Annotated in this window: 19 protein-coding genes and 1 pseudogene; 8 read left to right on the forward strand and 12 right to left on the reverse strand. The window is 40.9% G+C overall.

Going from position 1 to position 19,282, the window contains the following annotated elements; all coding sequences use genetic code 11:
• Positions 1–553: 553 nt before the first annotated feature.
• Both JOC74_RS00005 and JOC74_RS00010 read left to right on the forward strand, forming a co-directional pair.
• Positions 554–1,129 (forward strand): TetR/AcrR family transcriptional regulator, encoded by a 576-nt coding sequence (locus JOC74_RS00005; RefSeq protein WP_053602370.1) that lies wholly within the window; start codon positions 554–556, stop codon positions 1,127–1,129.
• A 45-nt stretch (positions 1,130–1,174) separates the two neighbouring features.
• Positions 1,175–3,439 carry a YhgE/Pip domain-containing protein gene (locus JOC74_RS00010; protein WP_053605958.1) on the forward strand — a complete coding sequence of 755 codons (2,265 nt, stop codon included), beginning with the start codon at positions 1,175–1,177 and terminating at the stop codon, positions 3,437–3,439.
• 134 nt (positions 3,440–3,573) lie between these two features.
• On the opposite strand, the gene JOC74_RS00015 is transcribed toward JOC74_RS00010, so the two are convergent.
• From JOC74_RS00015 to JOC74_RS00030, 4 genes are read right to left on the reverse strand one after another with little or no spacing between them, the layout of a single operon-like run.
• On the reverse strand, positions 3,574–4,581 hold the full coding sequence (locus JOC74_RS00015; RefSeq protein WP_053602371.1) for a FecCD family ABC transporter permease: 1,008 nt from the start codon (positions 4,579–4,581) through the stop codon (positions 3,574–3,576).
• Positions 4,578–5,588: a FecCD family ABC transporter permease gene (locus JOC74_RS00020; protein WP_053602372.1), complete on the reverse strand. Its 1,011-nt coding sequence runs from the start codon at positions 5,586–5,588 to the stop codon at positions 4,578–4,580. The genes JOC74_RS00015 and JOC74_RS00020 overlap by 4 nt, the downstream gene beginning before the upstream one ends.
• 25 nt (positions 5,589–5,613) lie before the next feature.
• On the reverse strand, positions 5,614–6,531 hold the full coding sequence (locus JOC74_RS00025) for an iron-hydroxamate ABC transporter substrate-binding protein (RefSeq protein ID WP_053602373.1): 918 nt from the start codon (positions 6,529–6,531) through the stop codon (positions 5,614–5,616).
• On the reverse strand, positions 6,479–7,327 hold the full coding sequence (locus JOC74_RS00030) for an ABC transporter ATP-binding protein (protein ID WP_053602374.1): 849 nt from the start codon (positions 7,325–7,327) through the stop codon (positions 6,479–6,481). The genes JOC74_RS00025 and JOC74_RS00030 overlap by 53 nt, the downstream gene beginning before the upstream one ends.
• A gap of 177 nt (positions 7,328–7,504) precedes the next feature.
• Between JOC74_RS00030 and JOC74_RS00035 the strand changes: the two genes are divergently transcribed.
• On the forward strand, positions 7,505–8,554 hold the full coding sequence (locus tag JOC74_RS00035) for an NAD(P)/FAD-dependent oxidoreductase (protein WP_053602375.1): 1,050 nt from the start codon (positions 7,505–7,507) through the stop codon (positions 8,552–8,554).
• A gap of 588 nt (positions 8,555–9,142) precedes the next feature.
• Here the strand turns inward: JOC74_RS00035 and JOC74_RS00040 are convergent.
• On the reverse strand, positions 9,143–10,048 hold the full coding sequence (locus tag JOC74_RS00040; RefSeq protein ID WP_053602376.1) for a nuclease-related domain-containing protein: 906 nt from the start codon (positions 10,046–10,048) through the stop codon (positions 9,143–9,145).
• A gap of 130 nt (positions 10,049–10,178) precedes the next feature.
• Positions 10,179–11,216 carry a PTS sugar transporter subunit IIC gene (locus tag JOC74_RS00045; RefSeq protein WP_053602377.1) on the reverse strand — a complete coding sequence of 346 codons (1,038 nt, stop codon included), beginning with the start codon at positions 11,214–11,216 and terminating at the stop codon, positions 10,179–10,181.
• 167 nt (positions 11,217–11,383) lie between these two features.
• On the opposite strand from JOC74_RS00045, the gene JOC74_RS00050 reads away from it, so the two are divergent.
• Positions 11,384–11,632, forward strand: a complete 249-nt coding sequence (locus JOC74_RS00050; RefSeq protein WP_053602378.1) for an alpha/beta-type small acid-soluble spore protein — start codon at positions 11,384–11,386, stop codon at positions 11,630–11,632.
• A gap of 51 nt (positions 11,633–11,683) precedes the next feature.
• On the opposite strand, the gene JOC74_RS00055 is transcribed toward JOC74_RS00050, so the two are convergent.
• From JOC74_RS00055 to JOC74_RS00065, 3 genes and pseudogenes are all read right to left on the reverse strand, one after another.
• A complete protein-coding gene (locus tag JOC74_RS00055) occupies positions 11,684–11,839 on the reverse strand; it encodes a hypothetical protein (protein ID WP_192841133.1) in 156 nt (51 codons plus the stop codon).
• 47 nt (positions 11,840–11,886) lie between these two features.
• Positions 11,887–12,894, reverse strand: a complete 1,008-nt coding sequence (locus tag JOC74_RS00060) for a ketoacyl-ACP synthase III (protein ID WP_098945181.1) — start codon at positions 12,892–12,894, stop codon at positions 11,887–11,889.
• A gap of 319 nt (positions 12,895–13,213) precedes the next feature.
• Positions 13,214–13,555 (reverse strand): annotated as a pseudogene (locus JOC74_RS00065) (sensor histidine kinase); the annotation flags it as partial.
• A 117-nt stretch (positions 13,556–13,672) separates the two neighbouring features.
• Here JOC74_RS00065 and JOC74_RS00070 point away from each other — a divergent pair.
• On the forward strand, positions 13,673–14,344 hold the full coding sequence (locus tag JOC74_RS00070; RefSeq protein ID WP_053602381.1) for a DUF3298 and DUF4163 domain-containing protein: 672 nt from the start codon (positions 13,673–13,675) through the stop codon (positions 14,342–14,344).
• A gap of 218 nt (positions 14,345–14,562) precedes the next feature.
• Here JOC74_RS00070 and JOC74_RS00075 read toward each other — a convergent pair whose 3' ends face one another.
• Positions 14,563–15,453: an NAD-dependent epimerase/dehydratase family protein gene (locus tag JOC74_RS00075; RefSeq protein ID WP_053602382.1), complete on the reverse strand. Its 891-nt coding sequence runs from the start codon at positions 15,451–15,453 to the stop codon at positions 14,563–14,565.
• A 130-nt stretch (positions 15,454–15,583) separates the two neighbouring features.
• Between JOC74_RS00075 and JOC74_RS00080 the strand changes: the two genes are divergently transcribed.
• Positions 15,584–16,630: a M42 family metallopeptidase gene (locus JOC74_RS00080; protein ID WP_053602383.1), complete on the forward strand. Its 1,047-nt coding sequence runs from the start codon at positions 15,584–15,586 to the stop codon at positions 16,628–16,630.
• 76 nt (positions 16,631–16,706) lie between these two features.
• On the opposite strand, the gene yhfH is transcribed toward JOC74_RS00080, so the two are convergent.
• Entirely contained in the window at positions 16,707–16,841 is a 135-nt protein-coding gene (gene yhfH, locus JOC74_RS00085) for a protein YhfH (protein WP_082363669.1), read from the reverse strand.
• 152 nt (positions 16,842–16,993) lie between these two features.
• On the opposite strand from yhfH, the gene JOC74_RS00090 reads away from it, so the two are divergent.
• Together JOC74_RS00090 and lplA are read left to right on the forward strand one after the other, a co-directional pair.
• Complete coding sequence (locus tag JOC74_RS00090) at positions 16,994–17,728, forward strand: MBL fold metallo-hydrolase (RefSeq protein WP_211086011.1); 735 nt, start codon at positions 16,994–16,996, stop codon at positions 17,726–17,728.
• Positions 17,729–17,740: 12 nt separating this feature from the next.
• Positions 17,741–18,730 (forward strand): lipoate--protein ligase, encoded by a 990-nt coding sequence (gene lplA, locus JOC74_RS00095; protein ID WP_053602385.1) that lies wholly within the window; start codon positions 17,741–17,743, stop codon positions 18,728–18,730.
• A gap of 38 nt (positions 18,731–18,768) precedes the next feature.
• Here the strand turns inward: lplA and JOC74_RS00100 are convergent, their stop codons facing one another.
• A complete protein-coding gene (locus tag JOC74_RS00100; RefSeq protein ID WP_053602386.1) occupies positions 18,769–19,173 on the reverse strand; it encodes a YhfM domain-containing protein in 405 nt (134 codons plus the stop codon).
• Positions 19,174–19,282 lie beyond the last annotated feature (109 nt).

Raw genomic sequence — 19,282 nt, forward strand, 5'->3', positions numbered from 1 at the left:
GTCCTTCAGCACCCGGATGAAGGACATTTCTTTGGCTATCTTGTGGCATTTTGTCCTTCAGCACCCGGATGAAGGACATTTCTTTGGCTATCTTGCGCCATTTTGTCCTTCAGCACCCGGATGAAGGACATTTCTTTGGCTTTCTTGCGTCATTTTGTCCTTCAGCACCCGGATGAAGGACATTTCTTTGGCTTTCTTGCGTCATTTTGTCCTTCACGACGTAGATGAAGGACATTTCTTTGGTCTTTTTGCGCCATTTTGTCCTTCACAACGCAGATGAAGAATATTTCTTTGGCTCACTTGCGCAGTTATGTCCTTCATAACCCGGCTGAAGGCCTTTAACTATGGATCACGTACTCCTTTTTATCCTGTTAGGAATCGACAAAGTCAGTTGTATTAAACATTCCTCAGGCTACAAACGAAAACTAAAAAAACTTGTCAGCTCCCTTTTCTATTGAATACTTTTCAATTGTCAAAAAATAATAACTGTGATACATTAATTGAGTACTTACTGACCGGATTGTTCATTTAGTCATTTTGAGGGGTGTTGTCATTGGGAAAAGATCGCAGGCAGCTTATTTTAGATGCAGCGTCAAGAGCATTTACGGAATTTGGCTACAAAGCAACCACAATGGATTTGGTAGCGAAGATGGCCAATGTCGGAAAGGGGACGATTTATACTTTTTTTAAAAATAAAGAAGAGCTTTTTGATGAGATTTTTTCCTCCCTTTTTAAAGAAATGAGAATAATGGCGGATGAAGTGATGGAAACAGAGATGCCATTTCACGAAAAAGTGCATCAGGCGTTATTTGCCATTTTGGAATACCGTAAGTCCCACCTGTTGACCATAAAGGTTTTTCAAGAAAGCGCACAGCTGGGTACGCCAGAAGTAAAGGAAGTTATCGATCGAATTGAATCGATGATCATTCTTTATATAAAAACTAAAATTGAACAAGCGATTGAAGATGGTGAAATCGAAAATTGTCATTCGGAATTATTGGCATTTACGATGTATAAGCTGTATATCGCTCTCATCTTTGACTGGGAAAAAAAACACGATCCGCTTGAGAAAGAGACGATTGCCAATCTGCTTCAGCTTTTTATAGAGAAAAAATTAACGGCAAAATAATCTTCCGAAGAAATAGGTGGTATGGATGATGTGGAGGTTTTGCAGGTGAACATAATAAAAGAACAATGGAAAGAGATTGTAACGAGCAAAAAGCTGTTGATTCCATTAATTGGTGTTCTGTTTATTCCGCTTATTTACAGCGGAGTGTTTTTAACGGCTTATTGGGATCCGTATGGTTCAGTTGATAAACTTCCGGTCGCTGTTGTAAATAATGACAATGGTGCTGATTATGAAGGAACTGATCTTCATATTGGTGATAAGATGGTGAAGGAATTGAAAGACAACGATTCGTTTACTTGGAAATTCACCGATAAAAAGAAGGCTATGCAAGGCTTAAACGATGAAACGTATTATATGGTGGTTGAAATTCCTGAAAATTTTTCAGATGAAGCTACGACTGTCATGGAGAAAGATCCACAGCAGCTTGATCTGAAGTACCATACAAATGCCGGCAGTAATTATGCTGCAGCCCAAATTGGCGATAACGCCATAAAACAGTTAAAGGCTTCAGTCGCAGAAGAGGTTACCAAACAATATGTCAATGTTATGTTCGACACCTTTGATAAGATTGCTAAAGGTATGGAAGAAGCGAGCTCCGGAGCAAAAGAAATTGATTCCGGTACAAAGGAAACCAAATCAGGAAGCGAGCAATTAAGCGAAAACTTACAGAAGCTTGCGGGAAGCTCTGCCACTTTAAATCAAGGCATACAGGAGCTTGATAGGGGTGCCCATGAATTAAATAATGGGCAGCAAACGTTAAGCGGGGGCTTAGGGCAGCTTTCCTCCAAAAGCTCAGTGCTTTATACAGGTGCAGACCAGGCAGAGAACGGTTCTGCAGCGCTCGAGTCCGGACTGAAGAAAAGTTTAGATGGCCATCAAGAGCTGGCAGCTAAACTTCCGCAGCAGACAGCGGGGTTAAAGGAATTGAATAATAATGCACAGCGCCTGGCGCAATTTGCAGATAGTATTGATCCGGAACAAATAAAAGAGCTGATGAGATGGGTATCGAATGCCGAAGAACTGCAGAACCAATTGAATCAAATAAGGACGCTTGAGCAAGCGCAAAACGAACGAGTGAATCAAGCCGTTGATTCGGTAGAAGGTATTACTCCGGAGCAAAAAGCTGAGATTAAGGAAAAAGTAAACCAGGCAGAAGGACAGGATTCTCTTCAATCTTTACAAAGTGTTGACCTTCAAATTGATGAATTGAAAAAGCAGCTTGAAGGCTTACCGTCCCCAGAAGAACTGGAAAAAATCAAGCAGCTCCCAGAAAACATCAACAAATTGTACCAAGGTCAGCTTGCAATTGAAGACGGAGTAAACAAGCTGACAGCTGCTACAGAACAGCTGTATTCAGGAGCAGGCCAGTTGAATGATGGTCAAAAGCAGCTACTATCTGGAATGGAGACATTTATCAGTAAATTAAATGAAGCCAATAAAGGAGCTTCGCAGCTGCTTACTGGAAGCGGCAAACTTGCGGCGGGACTTGATCAGGCAGCAGGTGGAACAGATGGACTTCAACACGGATCATCTCAGCTTGCGGAAGGGTCGAAATCGTTAGAAAGCGGATTAGGAAATCTAGCATCAGGCACTGAAACATTGTCTAATGAACTAGAGAAGACGGCTGATAAAACCGGAGATATTCAAGCCGGAGATAAAAATTCGCAAATGATTGCGGATCCGGTACAGCTTGATTCCGATAAAATGAACGCAGTTGAAAATTATGGAACAGGCTTAACGCCGTATATTTTATCATTGGCATTGTTTGTCGGCGCATTAATGATTACGGTGATATTCCCCATTAAGGAGCCAGCAGCAGAACCGCATTCTTCATTCAGCTGGTTTATGAGCAAATTCAGCGTGATTTTGCTCGGCGGAATTTTGCAAGCCGTAATTGCAGTGACTGTACTCATCGCTGGAATTGGCCTTGAACCGGAAAGCATCTGGCGCTTTTACTTGTTTTCCATTATTACGAGCTTGACCTTTATGTCCATTACTCAGCTTCTGGCTACGACGATGGGGAACCCGGGAAGGTTTATCTCAGTTATTCTTTTGGTACTTCAATTAGGAGCAAGTGCCGGAACGTATCCAATTGAGCTTGTTCCAAGATTTTTCCAAATTATTCACTTTTTCTTGCCTATGTCGTACAGCATTGAAGGATTCCGTGCGGCGATTTCCACCGGGAATTTCTCAACAATGTGGCAGCAGGCGAGCATACTTGGAAGCTTTGCCATTGTCATGATGCTGTTGACGTGGGGATACTTTGCTTGGTCCTTAAAGAGAAATAATACAGAGGAACATATGGCTTAACTTAACGCACTTTTTCTTTGGAAAAAGTGCTGTTTTTTTGGGCTGGGGAGGATAAATTCTGATTATGGTCGGATATCTTTTAAAAACAGGTAGATGTAAGTCGAAAAATCCCTTGAGATTGAATTCTCAAGGGATCATTTCTTCAACAACAAATACATAAAATATGGCGCACCGATCAATGCGACCATAATGCCTGCCGGAATACCGTCGGGATCTACGAGCCCGCGGCCGATGGTGTCAGCAAAGAGTAACAGCCAGCCGCCAATCAGAATGGCGATGGGAATAAATAATTGATTTCTAGGTCCGACTAACGCCTTTGCCATATGAGGAGCCATAAGACCGATAAAGGCAATTCCTCCAGTGACAGAAACGGCAGAGGCTGCCAGCGCAACAGCTGTTAAAAGCAATACGATGCGTTCCTTTTCGATCGATACGCCAACACCGATTGCCACAGGCTCACTGAGTCCAAGGAGATTCAAGCGATTTGCCTTGTATAAAGTAAATGGAATGAGTACTGCTAACCACGGAAGGAGCGCCCAAATAAATGGCCAATCCGAACCCCAAATGTTCCCGGCGATCCATTTTGCGATAAAGTCTACTTTTGCACGATCAGCAGATGAAATGAGTACAACCATGACTCCGGCAAGGGCAGTGGAAAACCCGACGCCTGTTAGAATTAATTTGACAGGCTGAAGTCCGTCATTTTTGTTGTATGAAAACAAATAGATCAGGCAGGCTGTGAGAAAAGCCCCGATAAATGCGATAAGCGGAAGCAAATAAACAAAGGAGCCTGGTTCAATCGGGAAAAATAAAAAGAAAACAGTGATGGCTACACCTGCACCTGAATTTATTCCAATGATGCCGGGATCAGCTAAATCGTTGCGGGTGATTCCTTGTAAAATCGCCCCTGATAACGCAAGTGCCATACCTGCTAGGAGTGTTATCAGCATTCGCGGCAGGCGAATAGAATACAGTACAAATTCCTCTTTAAAGTTCCCATGTCCGAATAGGGTTAGAATCACCCTGTCGAAGGACAAAGAGGAGTACCCCATTCCGACTCCGATAACGATTGTCACCAAAATGAGCAATAGTAAAACAAACAGAATGATTCGTTGTTTTTTTTGTAATGCCGGCTGAATCATGAAAAAGCTTTGCCTCCTTTATTCACGATGAACAGGAAGAAAGGAAGGCCCATCATCGCAACAATTGCCGCCAAAGGTGTTTCAAATGGTGCTTGGATCGTACGGGCAAGCGTATCGGCCAACATCATAAAAGCCGCTCCAAAAATGGCAGACATGGGCAGGACAAAACGGTAATCCGTCCCAACGATCGCACGTACTACGTGGGGAACGAGCAATCCGATGAATGCCATTTTGCCAGCCAGCGCAACTGAAGCGCCAGCGAGCAGGATAATGACAAGAAAAAGAATCGTTTTTATTTGGATCGTCTTTTGCCCGAGTCCTACAGCGGCTTCTTCGCTTACACTAAGAATCGTAAGCTGTCTTGAGAGAATGAAAGAAATAAAAATGCCCAGCAAAATAAATGAGGCAATGACTTGCAGCTGGCTCCATGTCGTTCCGATTAATCCTCCGGCTGTCCACATGGAGACATCCTTTGAGATTTTAAAATAGATGCCAATTCCTTCAGCGATCGCATATAAAAAGGCAGAAACAGCCGCCCCGGCCAACACGATACGATAAGGAGAAAAGCCACCCTTTTTCATTGCGCCAATACCGAACACCATTATCGCACCAACACCAGCACCGATAAAACAAGCAACCATAATACCGAAGTAGTTTGCTGAAGGGACAAGTGCTAGCGTAAGCGCCAGTCCCACATTTGCCCCGGCCGTTAAGCCAAGTAATCCAGGATCGGCCAGCGGGTTTCTCGTCATTCCTTGCATGATTGCTCCAGAAACAGCTAAGGCCGACCCGACAAAAATCGCCGCAATTTCCCTAGGCAAACGAGTTTCACGGATGATTGAAATTTTCTCGCCTGCGGCACCGGAGGTAAGTGCGAGCCAAACATCCTTGACAGAGACGTCAGCTGCCCCATATACCATGGAAGCAGCAAACATACTGGCTAATACTACAATGCCTGCAAGCATTTTATATGCGAATGGAATAGAAGGTTGGTTTACTTTCGCCATAATTTCTCATCATCTCTTTTAGAATCTATTTGCCAAGAAAGCGGTCTTTAAAAACATCGAGCTGGTAATCTAATGTTAACGGATCATTAAAGTAGAATTCTTTTGCATCAACTTCGAATACTTGATTGTTTTTGACAGCTGGTATGTTTTTGTACGTATCGGTATTTTGGAACGAATTGTCCGTATCTTTGCTCCTGCTAAAAATAAGATAGTCACCGGAAAATTCGGGCAGAACCTCAGTTGATAACGCGTAATAACCTGCTTTGAGCGCTTTTTCTTTTACTTTGTCAGGCATTTTCAATTTCATTTCCTGATAAAGAATTTCTGTACCGCGGCCCCAGTTATCCCCGAAAACGTAGAGCTGTTTGTCGAAGTTTTCGATGACAGAAACAGTCGCGTCTTCACCGATTTTTGCTTTAATGTCTTCGCCGGTAGATTGCGCGCGTTTCTTAAAGTCATCGACCCAAGCTGTCGCTTCTTTTTCTTTGTTTAACAGTTTGCCAATCTCTATGTGCTGAGTTAAGTAGTCTACTTTTCCGTACGTGTAAGTTACGGTAGGTGCAATTTCTTTTAATTTATCAACGTTTTTAATATTGGATAAACCAATGATTAAATCCGGCTCGAGCTCAATAATTTTTTCTAAGCTTTCGTCGGAAACTACTTCCGCATTTTTTAACTTTTCTCCAAAACGCGGGTTATCCTTCGACCATGAATCAACGCCTACAACGTTTACACCTAACGACATAACGTTCCCTGTGAAGGAAGAGAGTACTACTACTCGCTTTGGATCAGCAGGGACTTCAACGGGTCCATTTTCAGATTGGTATGTAATTGTTTTTTTCTCTTCATTTGAATTGCTTTCTTTTTCTGTTGCTCCGCTGTTACATGCGCTAAGAATAAGCACGAATACCAGCAGGAATGCGGTCGCTAATCGTTTGTTCATTTTTTTCTTCTCCCTTTATTAGATTGTATGTGATACACATTGGTTTATTTGTTCGGGGATCCCATCCAATTTCAGCATCAATTTGAAAGACTTTTTTCAAAACATGATGATTTATTACTTCTTCACAAGCTCCGGCTTTGATTATTTCTCCGTCTTTTAAAGCGATGATATAATCAGCAAAACGAGCCGCTTGGTTTAAGTCATGAAGGACCATCACGATCGTTCGCTCCTGTTCTTCATTCAGCTTTTGCAAAAGCTCCAAAACCTCCAGCTGATGAGCCATATCCAAATAGGTGGTCGGTTCATCGAGTAGGATCATTTCCGTTTCTTGCGCGAGAGCCATTGCAATCCAAACGCGTTGTCGCTGACCGCCAGACAAAGCATCTACAGAGCGAAACTTAAAATCTATTGTTCCGGTCACTTCAAGGGCCCAGTCTATGACTTCGAAATCCTTTTTCGTTAATCGTCCGAAGCCCTTTTGATAGGGAAAACGCCCATAGGAAACCAGTTCGCCAACAGTCAATCCGCTAGCGCTTTCCGGATTCTGCGGAAGGATCGCCATTTTTTTAGCGAGTTTTTTAGTATTTTCTTTTGAAATATGTTTTCCGTCTAAGACAACTGCTCCAGATTGAGGAGAAATTATCCGAGTAATGGCTTTCAATAGGGTAGATTTCCCGCAGCCGTTTGAACCTATAATAGTAGTGATTTTTTTATCAGGAATTTCGACTGTGAGATCTTTAACGATCAAGTGATCACCATAGCCGACGTTTAAATCATCTGTATATAGGCGGATCATGAACTGCACCTCCGAATCTATTAAATGATAATGATTATCAGTTTCAAATTAATTACTAATATAAAGGTAACTTTTTCTGCTGTCAATACTTATTTAGGTTGTAAAAATGATGAGAAAAGAGTATATTTAATTGAGAATGAATATCAATTGTATGAGATTGCTGAGGAGTGATCGGAAATGGAACAACAGGATATATTTGATGTGACAATTATTGGCGGAGGGCCGGCAGGGCTTTACTCCGCGTTTTATAGCGGACTTAGAAAAATGAAAACAAAGCTTATTGAATATCAGCCTCAGCTTGGCGGAAAGCTGCACGTCTATCCGGAAAAAATGATTTGGGACGTTGGAGGACAGACTCCGATTCAAGGTGCAAAATTAATTGAACAGCTTGTCGAGCAAGGGTTAACCTTCGACCCTGAAGTTGTATTGAATGAAAAAGTGGAGTCGATCTCTCGAAATGAAGAAGGTCTTTTTGTTTTGCAGGATGCCTCCGGTCAAACGCATATTTCGAAAACAGTAATCATTGCAGTCGGTAGCGGAATATTGAACCCGCAAAAGCTTGAAATCGAAGGGGCCGAGCGATTTGAAGTGTCGAATTTAAATTACACAGTTAAGTCGTTAGAACGATTTAGAGATAAAACGGTGATCATTTCCGGCGGCGGGAACTCCGCGATCGACTGGGCCAATGAAATCGAGCCCTTTGCGAAACAAGTGTATGTCACCTGCAGAAAGGAGTCCTTTTCAGGGCATGAAGCGCAAGTCTCCCAGCTCATGAACATTTCTGCCATTTGTTTCTTTCATACGACAATTACAAAATTAATTGCAGGTGTTGATCATGACGTGATTGAACGGGTCGAGCTGACCAACCATCAAACGGGAGAGGTCTCATACTTGCCTGTAGATGAAGTAATTATTAATCATGGCTATGAACGCGATACGACCTTGCTGGAAAATAGCAGCATTCCGATTGAAAGGGCAGACGAGCATTATATTGCGGGCAACGCAGTCAGTGAAACCTCCGTTGACGGACTTTACGCTGCCGGAGATATTTTAAAACATGATGGAAAACTGCACTTAATCTCCGGCGCTTTCCAGGATGCCGCAAACGCCGTAAACAAAGCAAAACAGTATATCCAGCCAGACGCGAATAAAAGCGCAATGGTGTCTTCGCACAATGAGGTGTTTAAGGAGCGGAATAGGGAGATTGTACAGGGGATGTTGAGATAGCCGCAGGAAGTATAAGGGGGGGAAGGACAAAAGGGAGTAAGTGTACTCGGGAAAAGTCCGTCATAGGAGGTCTGAAGGACAAATAAGAGTAAGAGAGCTCGAGAAAAGTCCCTTCATAAGGGTTATGAAGGACAAAAAAGAGTAAGAGAGCTCGAGAAAAGTCCCTCATACGGCTAGTGAAGGACAAAAAAGAGTATGTGAGCTCGAGAAAAGTCCTTCATACGGGTATTGAAGGACAAAAGAGGGTATGTGAGCTCGAGAAAAGTCCTTCATACGGGTACTGAAGGACAAAAAAGAGTAAGAGAGCTCGAGAAAAGTCCTTCATACGGCTAGTGAAGGACAAAAAGTGGTAAGAGAGCTCAAGAAAAGTCCTTCATAAGGGTTATGAAGGACAAAAAAGAGTAAGAGAGCTCGAGAAAAGTCCCTCATACGGCTAGTGAAGGACAAAAAGTGGTAAGAGAGCTCAAGAAAAGTCCTTCATAGGAGTTGTGAAGGACAAAAAAGAGTATGCGAGCTAGGGAAAAGTCCTTAAGTCCTTAATAAAGCTTTAAAAATTATTATGGCGGCATCTTGTTAATTAGGTCTGTTTTATTCGTAGAAGGACCATTGATGAACCCCTACAATTTTGAAGTTTTTTTCTAAAATCCGTCTTATCCTCTTTTTAGACTTTACCACTTTACACCACTCATGAATTACATTTGTAGTAATTTTAAGATTAGGAAAAAGAAGCTTAAATTCGTTCACACTTCGCATGACGGCAACTGCTACCAATTCTTCGTGTCCACACTCTTTACAAGCACATTTTCTTCCCTCAACGTAAATTGAAAATGAATTGCACTTTTCACAAGTGATTCCTTTTTGCAGTTCATCATACTCATAAGACTTGACGTGCTTAAAAGGAGAATCTTCGATATGCATCGATATTAATTTGTCAGCTAATACTTTGTGTTTTCCATTTAGCTTTGTAGGTGTTGTATTTAATTTTTGTAAATAACGTTTAACCTGAGTTGGAAAAATAAAAGGATTATCTAGAGGTGTTTGGTATAAGGTGAATTTAGGGTTGATAAAAACGACTGAAGCATCAACGCGAAGGTTAAATTCAAGATTTTGGAGTAACTGGCGTAACAAGGCTTCACTTCTACTCAGTTGGATTAAGGGATTAATAATTTCAGTTTTGTTTTCCTTATATAATCTATCTGATTGATAATAATAATCTCCTTCATAATTTTTCAATTCGAAAAAGTAGATGGTTTCTGAAATAATAATCAGTGAGTCGATTTGGAACATGGAGTTATTTACTTTGAGCAGCAAATCATTCAATATAATGCATTCACACTTAAGCTTTTCTGTTAGTGAATCAAATATTAACTCCCCTTCATAGCCCTTTTTAAGGTTGAAGTAATGTTGCTTGTCTTTGTTAGGTAAATTCATTCGAGTGTTTAAAGATTTCAGAGTGAGTAATTCAGCAGATTCAATACGAGATTTATAAGGCATTGTCCACATCCATTCTTTTTTGAAACTCCAAGTTTATTTATACCAGTGAACCGTATCAAAAATAAAATGACGAAAACATCCTTTCTTGAGCTAGAAAGGATGTTTTTATTTGTTTACCATTTTCTCTTGATCAATCAAAATGCAATTTATAATCTTCCGCCTTAATCATTTTCAACTTCCTAGAAAAAATATAAATAAGACCTAAATTCAATAAAACCGGAAGAACAAAGAAAGTCCCTACCATGATCGAAATATTTTTAACTGTCCAACCGCCCTCAGCAAATGTCATGTAATTTAACGGTCCGACCAAACCTGATAATCCGAATCCGGCGCTGTAAGGCGTTCCTTGAATGTTTAACAGTCCGGCTAATGCACCAAGAAAGACTGCGGTGATCAGCATCGGAAAAGCGATTTTCGGTTTCATAAAAAAGTTTCTCATTTGAATTTTCGGAGAGCCTAATACATGAGCCAATGCGGTTCCAAGAGAGTTTGCTTTATAGCTGGCTATCGCTAACCCTACACCTGCTGCAACAATTCCTAGATTGGCTGCACCTGATCCTATACCGGAAAGTGAGATCACTGTGGCAACACCTACTGTGGATATAGGTGACAAAATAATAAGACAAAAAATAACAGAAATAATAATGCACATTATAACGGGTTGTAAAGTCGTCACGTTTTCAACCGCAACACCGATGATACCCGTAGAAGTCTTAACAAAAGGCAGAATTGAATAACCAATCATACCTGGTATTAAAATACTGCACGTAGGCATCAAAAGGATGGAATACGCTTTTAATCGGTCGCCAATGAATTGAACGAATAACACCGTTAGTGCTGCGGTTATTCCAGTATTAATTACGATTCCAATGCCGCTTAGGGCAAATAATCCTTCTGCTGTTTTTTGGACGGAACCGCCGCCAACCATTGCCGCAATCCCTACACTTGCGGTTTGGATAGATGTTAGTTTAAACGACATCCCTACCATCACGCCAATCATAACTGGCAACAAGCTCATTACGAATACGGTGATATCGAAAATATGCTGTAATGCAGGAAAATGAGGAATCAATAACTTAAGTATTTCTCCTAATAGAGCATTCGGTATTAATGAAACGACTATCCCGATACTCATTCCTGTAAGCAACTTGCTGAAAAATTCTTTCATACCTCTATTCTCCTATCTCCACACTCATTTATAACGGAGATAATTATAGAAAACATTCTGACAACAGTCAATAAATTTTTTAATGCTTTACCGCGAAATCGTGAAAAAGTATTTCGAGCATAATGGAACGATGATCAGGGAACCCTGATGAAAAAGGAGGGATGTTCATGGCAAGAAGAAATAAATTATTAGTTCCTGAAGCTCGTGCTGGTGTTGACAGGTTAAAAGCAAGAATTGCAAACACTCAAGATCCGCAAAAAGCAAAATATGAAGCGGCCAAAGAGGTGGGAGTGCCTCTCGATCAAAAGTATAACGGCAATCTTACTTCAAAAGAAGCTGGTAAAATCGGCGGCAGCTTAGGCGGGCAAATGGTACGAGAAATGATAAAAATGGCTGAAGAAAAGCTGAAAAAATAACAACAAAGAGCATGGTTTACAGGAGTAATTCAACTGCAAACCATGCTCTTTTTAACTCGGGTCATTTTCATCTAACGACAAGGTTGTGACGTTTGTATATTCTCCTCTTTCTTTTTCCTCGGGGCTGGCATCTTCTTTCAATTCATCTTCCGTGTCGATACCTTCTGCAACAGTTGGTTCATCCGTACGTTGGCGATGTTTTTTCATCCATAGACACTCCTTTTTTCCGCTAGTTTGCCCGGAGTGTTTCTGAATCATTCCTTAATATTTGATGGAACTCCCCATTTTACAATCAACCCTGTATAGGTAAAGCCGCCACCAAAGCCAATGAGAAGAAGGACATCATCTTGTGTCACCCTGCCATCTTTTACCGCAAGATCCAAGGCAAGTACAATCGATGCAGAAGAGGTGTTTCCGTAATATACCATGCTGGTCAATACCTTTTCGATGGGAAAGCCTTTTTTTTCACAAATCGATTCAATCATTCTCAAATTGGCGCTGTGCGGAACAAACCAGTTGAGATCTTTCATTTTTATATTCGCTTGCTCTAGTAATTTTTCCATTCCCTCAGGAACTGTTCGTGTCGCCCATTTATACACTTCACGCCCGTTTTGGACCATTTTTTCACTGTCCCTCAGCGGCTCTCCATACCATTCATTCCGTAAAGCAGTCCTGTATAAATGTTTTCCAGAGCTTCCTTTCGTATCTTGAATATACGAGAGAAAGCTCGGCTGTTCTGCATCGTATTCAACGAGCATTGCCCCTGCTCCATCTCCAAAAAGAACACAGGACGTACGGTCAGTATAATCGGTCACCTTTGATAAAGTCTCTCCGGCAATAACGAGAACTTTCCGATGCAAACCAGAGGTTATAAGGCAGTTTGCAAGATGCAGCCCGTAGGTTAATCCGGCACAGGCTGCATTTACATCGATTGCGCCAGCTTCAGGAATTCCAAAAGCATCCTGAATCATGGAAGCCGTACTCGGAATGGCAAAATCTGAAGTCGTCGTAGGAACTATAATCATATCGACATCTTGTATATTTACGCCATATCTTTTAATTAAGTCATTTACAGCACGAATACACAATGTTGAAGTAAACTCATTCTCTGCAGCAATTCGTCTCTCTTTCATTCCCGTCCGCTGTACAATCCATTCATCAGAGGTATCTACAATTTTTTCAAGATCATCATTTGACATAATCTTGTTAGGAACATAACTTCCTATCGCGGTGATTCGTGCTTTCGAATTCAATGCTTTCACTCCTTTATCCACTATTATAGCACTAGATATTATGACCAGATACTAATTTATCTGTTTCCAAAAATTTGAATGAGTTCTCGAATTTAAAAGAACCTTTCATAACATAGAATGATTATAGGTGAGTCGTTGTGAAAGAATTAAGGTCGTACAAAGGGTTTAATAACAATTCCTGCTGGATAAATTTAGAGCAGCAAAGGAGGTGGAATTATTCGAAGAATCCGTTGCTGCAGTCAAAGCATAAGCTTATGGCCAATAGAAATAGAGGAAGAGCCAACGTCAACAAAAAGGAGAGCGCCGAGGCGCTCCCTACTATATTAGAAAGATAAATAAGAAATGTCGAACCTTTCCCGACGCGGCTATTTACAGCAATTGTTCCCTCATGTGCGTTAACGATGGTTTTGGTTATTGAGAGACCTAGGCCAGCTCCGCCATACTGTCGTGTTAGAGAACGATCTATCCGATAAAACCGGTCAAATATATATGGGAGATTTTCTGTTTCTATGCCGGTACCATTATCCCTAATTGAAAGTTCGACTTGATTGTCTGCGATCATTAGCGAAAGTTTTATATTCCCGGTATTAGGGTCGGTGTGTTGAACCGCATTGTGAAACAAGTTTAAGAACACTTGCTTGATTTTATCGGTATCATATTTGCCCTTTATGCCTTCCGTTAGGTTGCCAATCCACATAATAATTTTTCTGAAATTGCGCAGACTGAATTTATGCAGAAGTGGATACTTCCAATTTGCATATTCAACCAGAATAACGGAGGCGGAGTTATGCGCAAGAAATACGTTAGGGTAGTAGTAATGGTAAGTATTTTACTATTTGCAGCTTCGTTAAGCTTTCATCCCAAAGCAGAAGCAAATCCAAGGGAAAACGTAATTGTAGATACTAAATATTATAAGGATATTAAGGAGCTTAAATACCCGCAGGTCAGAATTGTCGGCAATCCATCGTTTGAAAGAAAAATTAATAACGACTTTACCAATTATATTAAGAAATCTTATAAGGCATACAAAGATAATCTAGAGGCTGCCAAGAAGTATGGCTATGAGCCGCAATATCAAAGTGATTTTGACGTGAAGTACAATAAGAACAATAAGCTTAGTATTTTAACGAGTGATTATATTTTTACAGGCGGCGCTCATGGCAACACTGTTGTTCAGTCCTTCAATTATGACCTATTGAAGAAGAAGAGGGTGAAGTTGGACGATATCCTCACAAATCAACAGAAGTTCGCCAAAGTAACGGATTACGTTTATCAATATGCGAAAGCTCGTCCAAATATTTTTTATCCAGATCTAAAAAAAGAAGATGTAAAAATCAATAAGAACACGGCTTTTTTCTTTACAGATGATGGAATCGCTTTAGTTTTCCAGCAATATGACATTGCTCCTTATGTTTCGGGCAATCAGGTGATTGTGATACCAAGCAGCGTGTACAAGTAAGCGGCGGATCTTTTTCTGCCGCTTTTTGGCATATAATAAGGTAAAGAAGCACATAAAACAGGCGAGAGGCACATAAAAAGGCAAAGAAGCACATAAAACAGGCGAGAGGCACATAAGAGAGCAAAGAAGTACATAAAACGTGGCAAGTGGCACATAAATTGAATCTCGCGATATAAAAAAAGCTCCGGAGAAGTAAATAATCTCAGGAGCAAGAAAATTTATAGAAGCTGTTTTCTCGTCGCAGTTACGTCACGAACCAAATGCGGAAGCCAATTATCTAGATCACTAAAAGAAAATCCAGCGGCAGCCGCTTTTTCATTTGAAAGAGTCCAGGATTCAGGAAGATTATATGGTGAGGCATTATCCTCCGTTTTTTCTTTCGCTAAAAGAAATTCTTCGCCGGTTTCATTTTCAATCAAGCTTAGTAACGCCCGTAATGAAGTTGCACCTGAAGCACAAGCATTAAACGGAGTGTTCTCGGGACGATCAAGCAGCCAACCTAAAAAAGTTCCGGCTTCTTCCTCTGAGATAAAGCTAATTTTTGATTCGGGATGATCAAAATAAATCTCTTGTTTTTTTAAGATACGATCGATATGACACGTCAGCCGCTCTGTATAATCGTTTTTTCCCAGAACAATAGGGAAGCGGACGGATGTAACCGGGAAGGGTGCCTTTTGATGAAATATGGCTTCTGCGTGCCTCTTTCCCTCCTGATAAGTGAAATCCTCTCTTGTCCCCATTACAATCGGGTAGGAAAACGGGTCAAATACATCTTCCGTTATTATGCTTTCACCTAAATCATAAACAGACATGGAGGACGTGAAAATATAGTGCTTTGTTTTGTCTCTGAACACCTCGATTGCGGTATAGGCATCCTGTGAAGTATAGCAAATTTGGTCATAGACCGCATCCCAGCTCGTACCTTGAAATGCGCGACGGAAATCTTCAGCATCTTCTCGATCAAAGACAATCTGTTTCACTTTGTCTGGGAAAGGAATATTGGAATTCCCTCTTGTAGCTACAGTGACCTCAACTCCGCGTCTAATCAATTCTTCAACTAAATGGATTCCAAAAAAACGAGTTCCACCTAACACTGCAACTTTGTTCATCGTATCCCTCCGGTTTGAGTGTAATAATATAAATTATAACACCCTATTGTTGGATATACTTCAGGTGAAACTTATGACACCTGCCCGTTACAACTGTATAATAATAACTACATAAAGGAGGGGAACGAGAATGACTGATACAAATGAAACCATGCATTTAATAAAAGAGCTTGTCTCCATTCCGAGTCCTTCGGGAAACACCGGCAAAGTAATTACATACGTGGAAAACCTCTTGAAGGAATGGGAAGTAGAGTCGAGGCGCAACCGAAAAGGCGGGTTGATAGCAACAATCCAAGGTAAGGAAGTTTCCCGGCACCGCACGCTGACTGCGCACGTGGACACACTTGGAGCCATCGTAAAAGAGATCAAACCGAGCGGCAGAATAAAAATTGATCGAATCGGCGGCTTCAATTATCATTCGATTGAAGGCGAGTATTGCCAAATTGAAACAGCGTCCGGAAAGATATACACGGGAACCATTCTGATGCATCAGACGTCCGTCCATGTCTACAAAGATTCAGCAAAAGCAGAGCGGAATCAGGCAAATATGGAAATCCGCCTTGATGAAGTTGTAAAAAATGCAGAAGAAGTGCGAGCGCTTGGGATCGAGGTCGGCGATTTTGTCTCATTTGATCCAAGGGTGGAGCTCACACCGAGCGGCTTTATCAAATCAAGGCATCTCGATGATAAAGCAAGTGTTGCGCTCTTGCTTCAGCTGATCAAGCAAATAAAATCAGAAAGTGAACCGCTGCCGTATACGACTCACTTCCTAATTTCTAATAATGAAGAAATCGGCTATGGCGGAAACTCTAATATTACCCCTGAGACTGTCGAATATTTGGCGGTGGATATGGGTGCGATAGGAGACGGCCAAACAACGGATGAATATACAGTTTCCATATGTGTAAAGGATTCAAGTGGCCCTTACCATTACGGGCTTAGAAAACATTTGGTGCAGCTCGCCAAGCAGCATGATATTGGATATAAGCTTGATATCTATCCTTATTACGGATCTGATGCTTCAGCTGCCATTCGTGCCGGACATGATATCGTCCATGGATTAATCGGACCAGGAATTGATTCGTCTCATGCATTTGAACGAACGCACCAACAGTCGCTTGAGAACTCAGGTAAGCTATTGTACCACTATGTCTATTCGAAAATGGCAGAAGAATAATAAAGGCAGACCTTCATTCTGGTCTGCCTTTATTATTGGACAATCTAGGGCGTCGATGTCCGAAAATCTTATTCACTTATAAACTAGTAATTTTCATGCACTCATTACATTTGTTTGAATAACATTCATGCTGTTCTTCCATCTTATTCCCGCAGTCTGAACATTTTTTGGCTGGCAAGTTTCTGAAAAATTCAGTGATTTTACCTAACATGAATATCCCTCCGCTTCCTTTGATAGATTTATTGTATTATAACAGTACAAGAATAGTCAACATCTGTTTTGTAACAAATACAGAATGCATGCATTTCCAACGAAAAATGGGTATATTGAAAAGAGAGAATAGAAATAAATGAGGTGAATCGAATGAAAATCACAGTAATAGGCCACTGGGGCGGATTTCCGTCAGCGGATGGAGCAACGTCAGGTTATTTATTCCAGTCAAATGGATATTCACTTCTTGTTGATTGCGGAAGCGCTGTTTTGTCCAAGCTTCAAAACTACCTGCCAGTGGAAAAATTGGATGCCGTCATCCTCTCTCATTATCATCATGATCATGTTGCAGATATTGGACCGCTGCAATATGCGAGAATGATTGGTTTTCATCTGGGGAAAGTTGAAGCTGCCCTGCCGATTTACGGACATCCGTTTGACGAAGAACATGTTGCCAAGTTAACACACCCGGATCATACCGAAGGAAAGACGTATGATCCAGAAGCGACGCTCTCGATTGGTCCATTTACTATCGAATTTTTAAAAACTGTGCATCCCGTCGTTTGCTACGCAATGAGAATCAGTGATGGGGAGCATACAGTCGTTTACACTGCTGATTCCAGCTTCGTCGAAGAGTTTGTTCCATTTTCAGACAATGCCGACCTGCTGATTTCTGAATGTAATTTTTACGCCGATCAGGATGGGACAAATGCGGGACATATGAACAGTCTTGAAGCTGGCAGTCTTGCGGAAAAAGCAAACGTGAAGCATTTGATGCTCACGCATTTGCCGCATTTTGGGAATCATAAGGAGCTTAAGGAGCAAGCAAAGACGATTTTCCAAGGACCTGTTGATCTTGCGGAAACGGGATTTGTGTGGGGAAAATAAGGAGGAAACCTCTTGTTATTTATTGACAATAACAACATTACTGATCCGCGGATCAATTTGGCGATCGAAGAATATTGCCTGAAAAATTTGGACCCGGAAGAATCGTATTTGCTGTTCTATATCAATCAACCATCCATCATTATCGGAAAGAATCAAAATACGATTGAAGAAATCAATACGAAATATGTAGATGATAATGGGATTATCGTCGTCAGACGGCTGTCAGGCGGAGGCGCGGTCTATCACGATTTAGGTAATTTGAATTTCAGCTTCATTACAAAAGATGACGGAAACAGCTTTCATAATTTCAAAAAATTTACGGAACCGGTGATTGAAGCGTTAAAGCGATTAGGCGTAGATGCCGAGCTTAGCGGCAGAAATGATATTATCGCAAATGGGAAAAAAATATCAGGTAATGCCCAATTCTCAACGCGCGGCAGAATGTTTAGCCACGGCACCTTGCTTTTTGATTCGGAAATCGAGCACGTCGTGTCTGCATTAAATGTGAAGAAGGACAAAATTGAATCAAAAGGAATTAAATCGATCCGAAGCAGAGTAGCAAACATTAGTGAATTTTTTGAAGAGAAAATGACCACTTTGGAGTTTAGAGAGCTGCTGCTCCGTTATATTTTTGATACAAAAGGTGAAGTTCCTGAGTATAAACTGACAGACGACGACTGGAAAAAAATCAACGAACTGTCATTGGAGAGATACCAAAATTGGGAGTGGAATTACGGCAAATCGCCAAAGTTTAATCTTCAGCACTCGAAAAGGTTTTCCATCGGAAGCATCGATGTCCGCCTGGAGGTTCATAAAGGCGTCATCCATCAATGCAAAATATATGGTGACTTTTTCGGAGTCGGGAATGTTGAGGATATTGAAAATAAACTGTCAGGAATCAATTATGAAAGAAAATCGATTGAAAAAGCAATTGAGGATGTGGATCTCAAGCACTATTTTGGAAACATCCGAAAGGAAGAATTCGTGGAATTGGTTTATTAAACATTGTGAGAGGAGTCTCTATAAAAAGAGATCCTCTCTTATTTATGACTATCAATTAATCGAAACAGCTGTCGTGAATCGCTTTTAGTAAGCTGATAATAATTTCCATTATTAAATATCGTTCCCTTTTGATCTCCATTCATCCAAAGCTGGAAGGGCTCGTAATGGTCATCATTCATTTTAATTTGCCCATTATAATCCGGCTTGCTCGTATCAATAACACCTGCTTCATTTTTCTTCATTGATTGATTAAGAAGCTTCATAAAATTAACGACATCCACCTTCTCATCAAGTATGATCTCTTTTGAGGCAGGATCGGTAGGAAGTATATAAATTTCTTCGGCATCTTCCGTATCAAATGGCCTGCTTAAAAGTGTATATACATAAACACCGGTAACAATCACCAACCCTGCGACCAGCACACTAACAATTATTTTTCTCAAAAAATCACTCCTGTAGATTGTCCTGTTAAAAGTTTTCCCAACTTGTTAAAAATTATCTTTTCTTTTTTGTGGTTGATTTGTATAATATATTAAACAAAAATATGTTATG

Origin of the sequence: Bacillus capparidis (assembly GCF_017832095.1) — a bacterium.
In the GTDB taxonomy this organism is placed as follows: Bacteria; Bacillota; Bacilli; order Bacillales; family Bacillaceae; genus Bacillus; species Bacillus gobiensis.

What these genes read in the sequence shown, in the direction of transcription:
- JOC74_RS00015 (WP_053602371.1), bottom strand. Translation starts at nt 4,581, where the DNA reads ATGATTCAGCCGGCATTACAAAAAAAACAACGAATCATTCTGTTTGTT.
- JOC74_RS00020 (WP_053602372.1), bottom strand. Translation starts at nt 5,588, where the DNA reads ATGGCGAAAGTAAACCAACCTTCTATTCCATTCGCATATAAAATGCTT.
- JOC74_RS00025 (WP_053602373.1), bottom strand. Translation starts at nt 6,531, where the DNA reads ATGAACAAACGATTAGCGACCGCATTCCTGCTGGTATTCGTGCTTATT.
- JOC74_RS00030 (WP_053602374.1), bottom strand. Translation starts at nt 7,327, where the DNA reads ATGATCCGCCTATATACAGATGATTTAAACGTCGGCTATGGTGATCAC.
- JOC74_RS00035 (WP_053602375.1), top strand. Translation starts at nt 7,505, where the DNA reads ATGGAACAACAGGATATATTTGATGTGACAATTATTGGCGGAGGGCCG.
- JOC74_RS00040 (WP_053602376.1), bottom strand. Translation starts at nt 10,048, where the DNA reads ATGCCTTATAAATCTCGTATTGAATCTGCTGAATTACTCACTCTGAAA.
- JOC74_RS00045 (WP_053602377.1), bottom strand. Translation starts at nt 11,216, where the DNA reads ATGAAAGAATTTTTCAGCAAGTTGCTTACAGGAATGAGTATCGGGATA.
- JOC74_RS00050 (WP_053602378.1), top strand. Translation starts at nt 11,384, where the DNA reads ATGGCAAGAAGAAATAAATTATTAGTTCCTGAAGCTCGTGCTGGTGTT.
- JOC74_RS00055 (WP_192841133.1), bottom strand. Translation starts at nt 11,839, where the DNA reads ATGAAAAAACATCGCCAACGTACGGATGAACCAACTGTTGCAGAAGGT.
- JOC74_RS00070 (WP_053602381.1), top strand. Translation starts at nt 13,673, where the DNA reads ATGCGCAAGAAATACGTTAGGGTAGTAGTAATGGTAAGTATTTTACTA.
- JOC74_RS00075 (WP_053602382.1), bottom strand. Translation starts at nt 15,453, where the DNA reads ATGAACAAAGTTGCAGTGTTAGGTGGAACTCGTTTTTTTGGAATCCAT.
- JOC74_RS00080 (WP_053602383.1), top strand. Translation starts at nt 15,584, where the DNA reads ATGACTGATACAAATGAAACCATGCATTTAATAAAAGAGCTTGTCTCC.
- yhfH (WP_082363669.1), bottom strand. Translation starts at nt 16,841, where the DNA reads ATGTTAGGTAAAATCACTGAATTTTTCAGAAACTTGCCAGCCAAAAAA.
- JOC74_RS00090 (WP_211086011.1), top strand. Translation starts at nt 16,994, where the DNA reads ATGAAAATCACAGTAATAGGCCACTGGGGCGGATTTCCGTCAGCGGAT.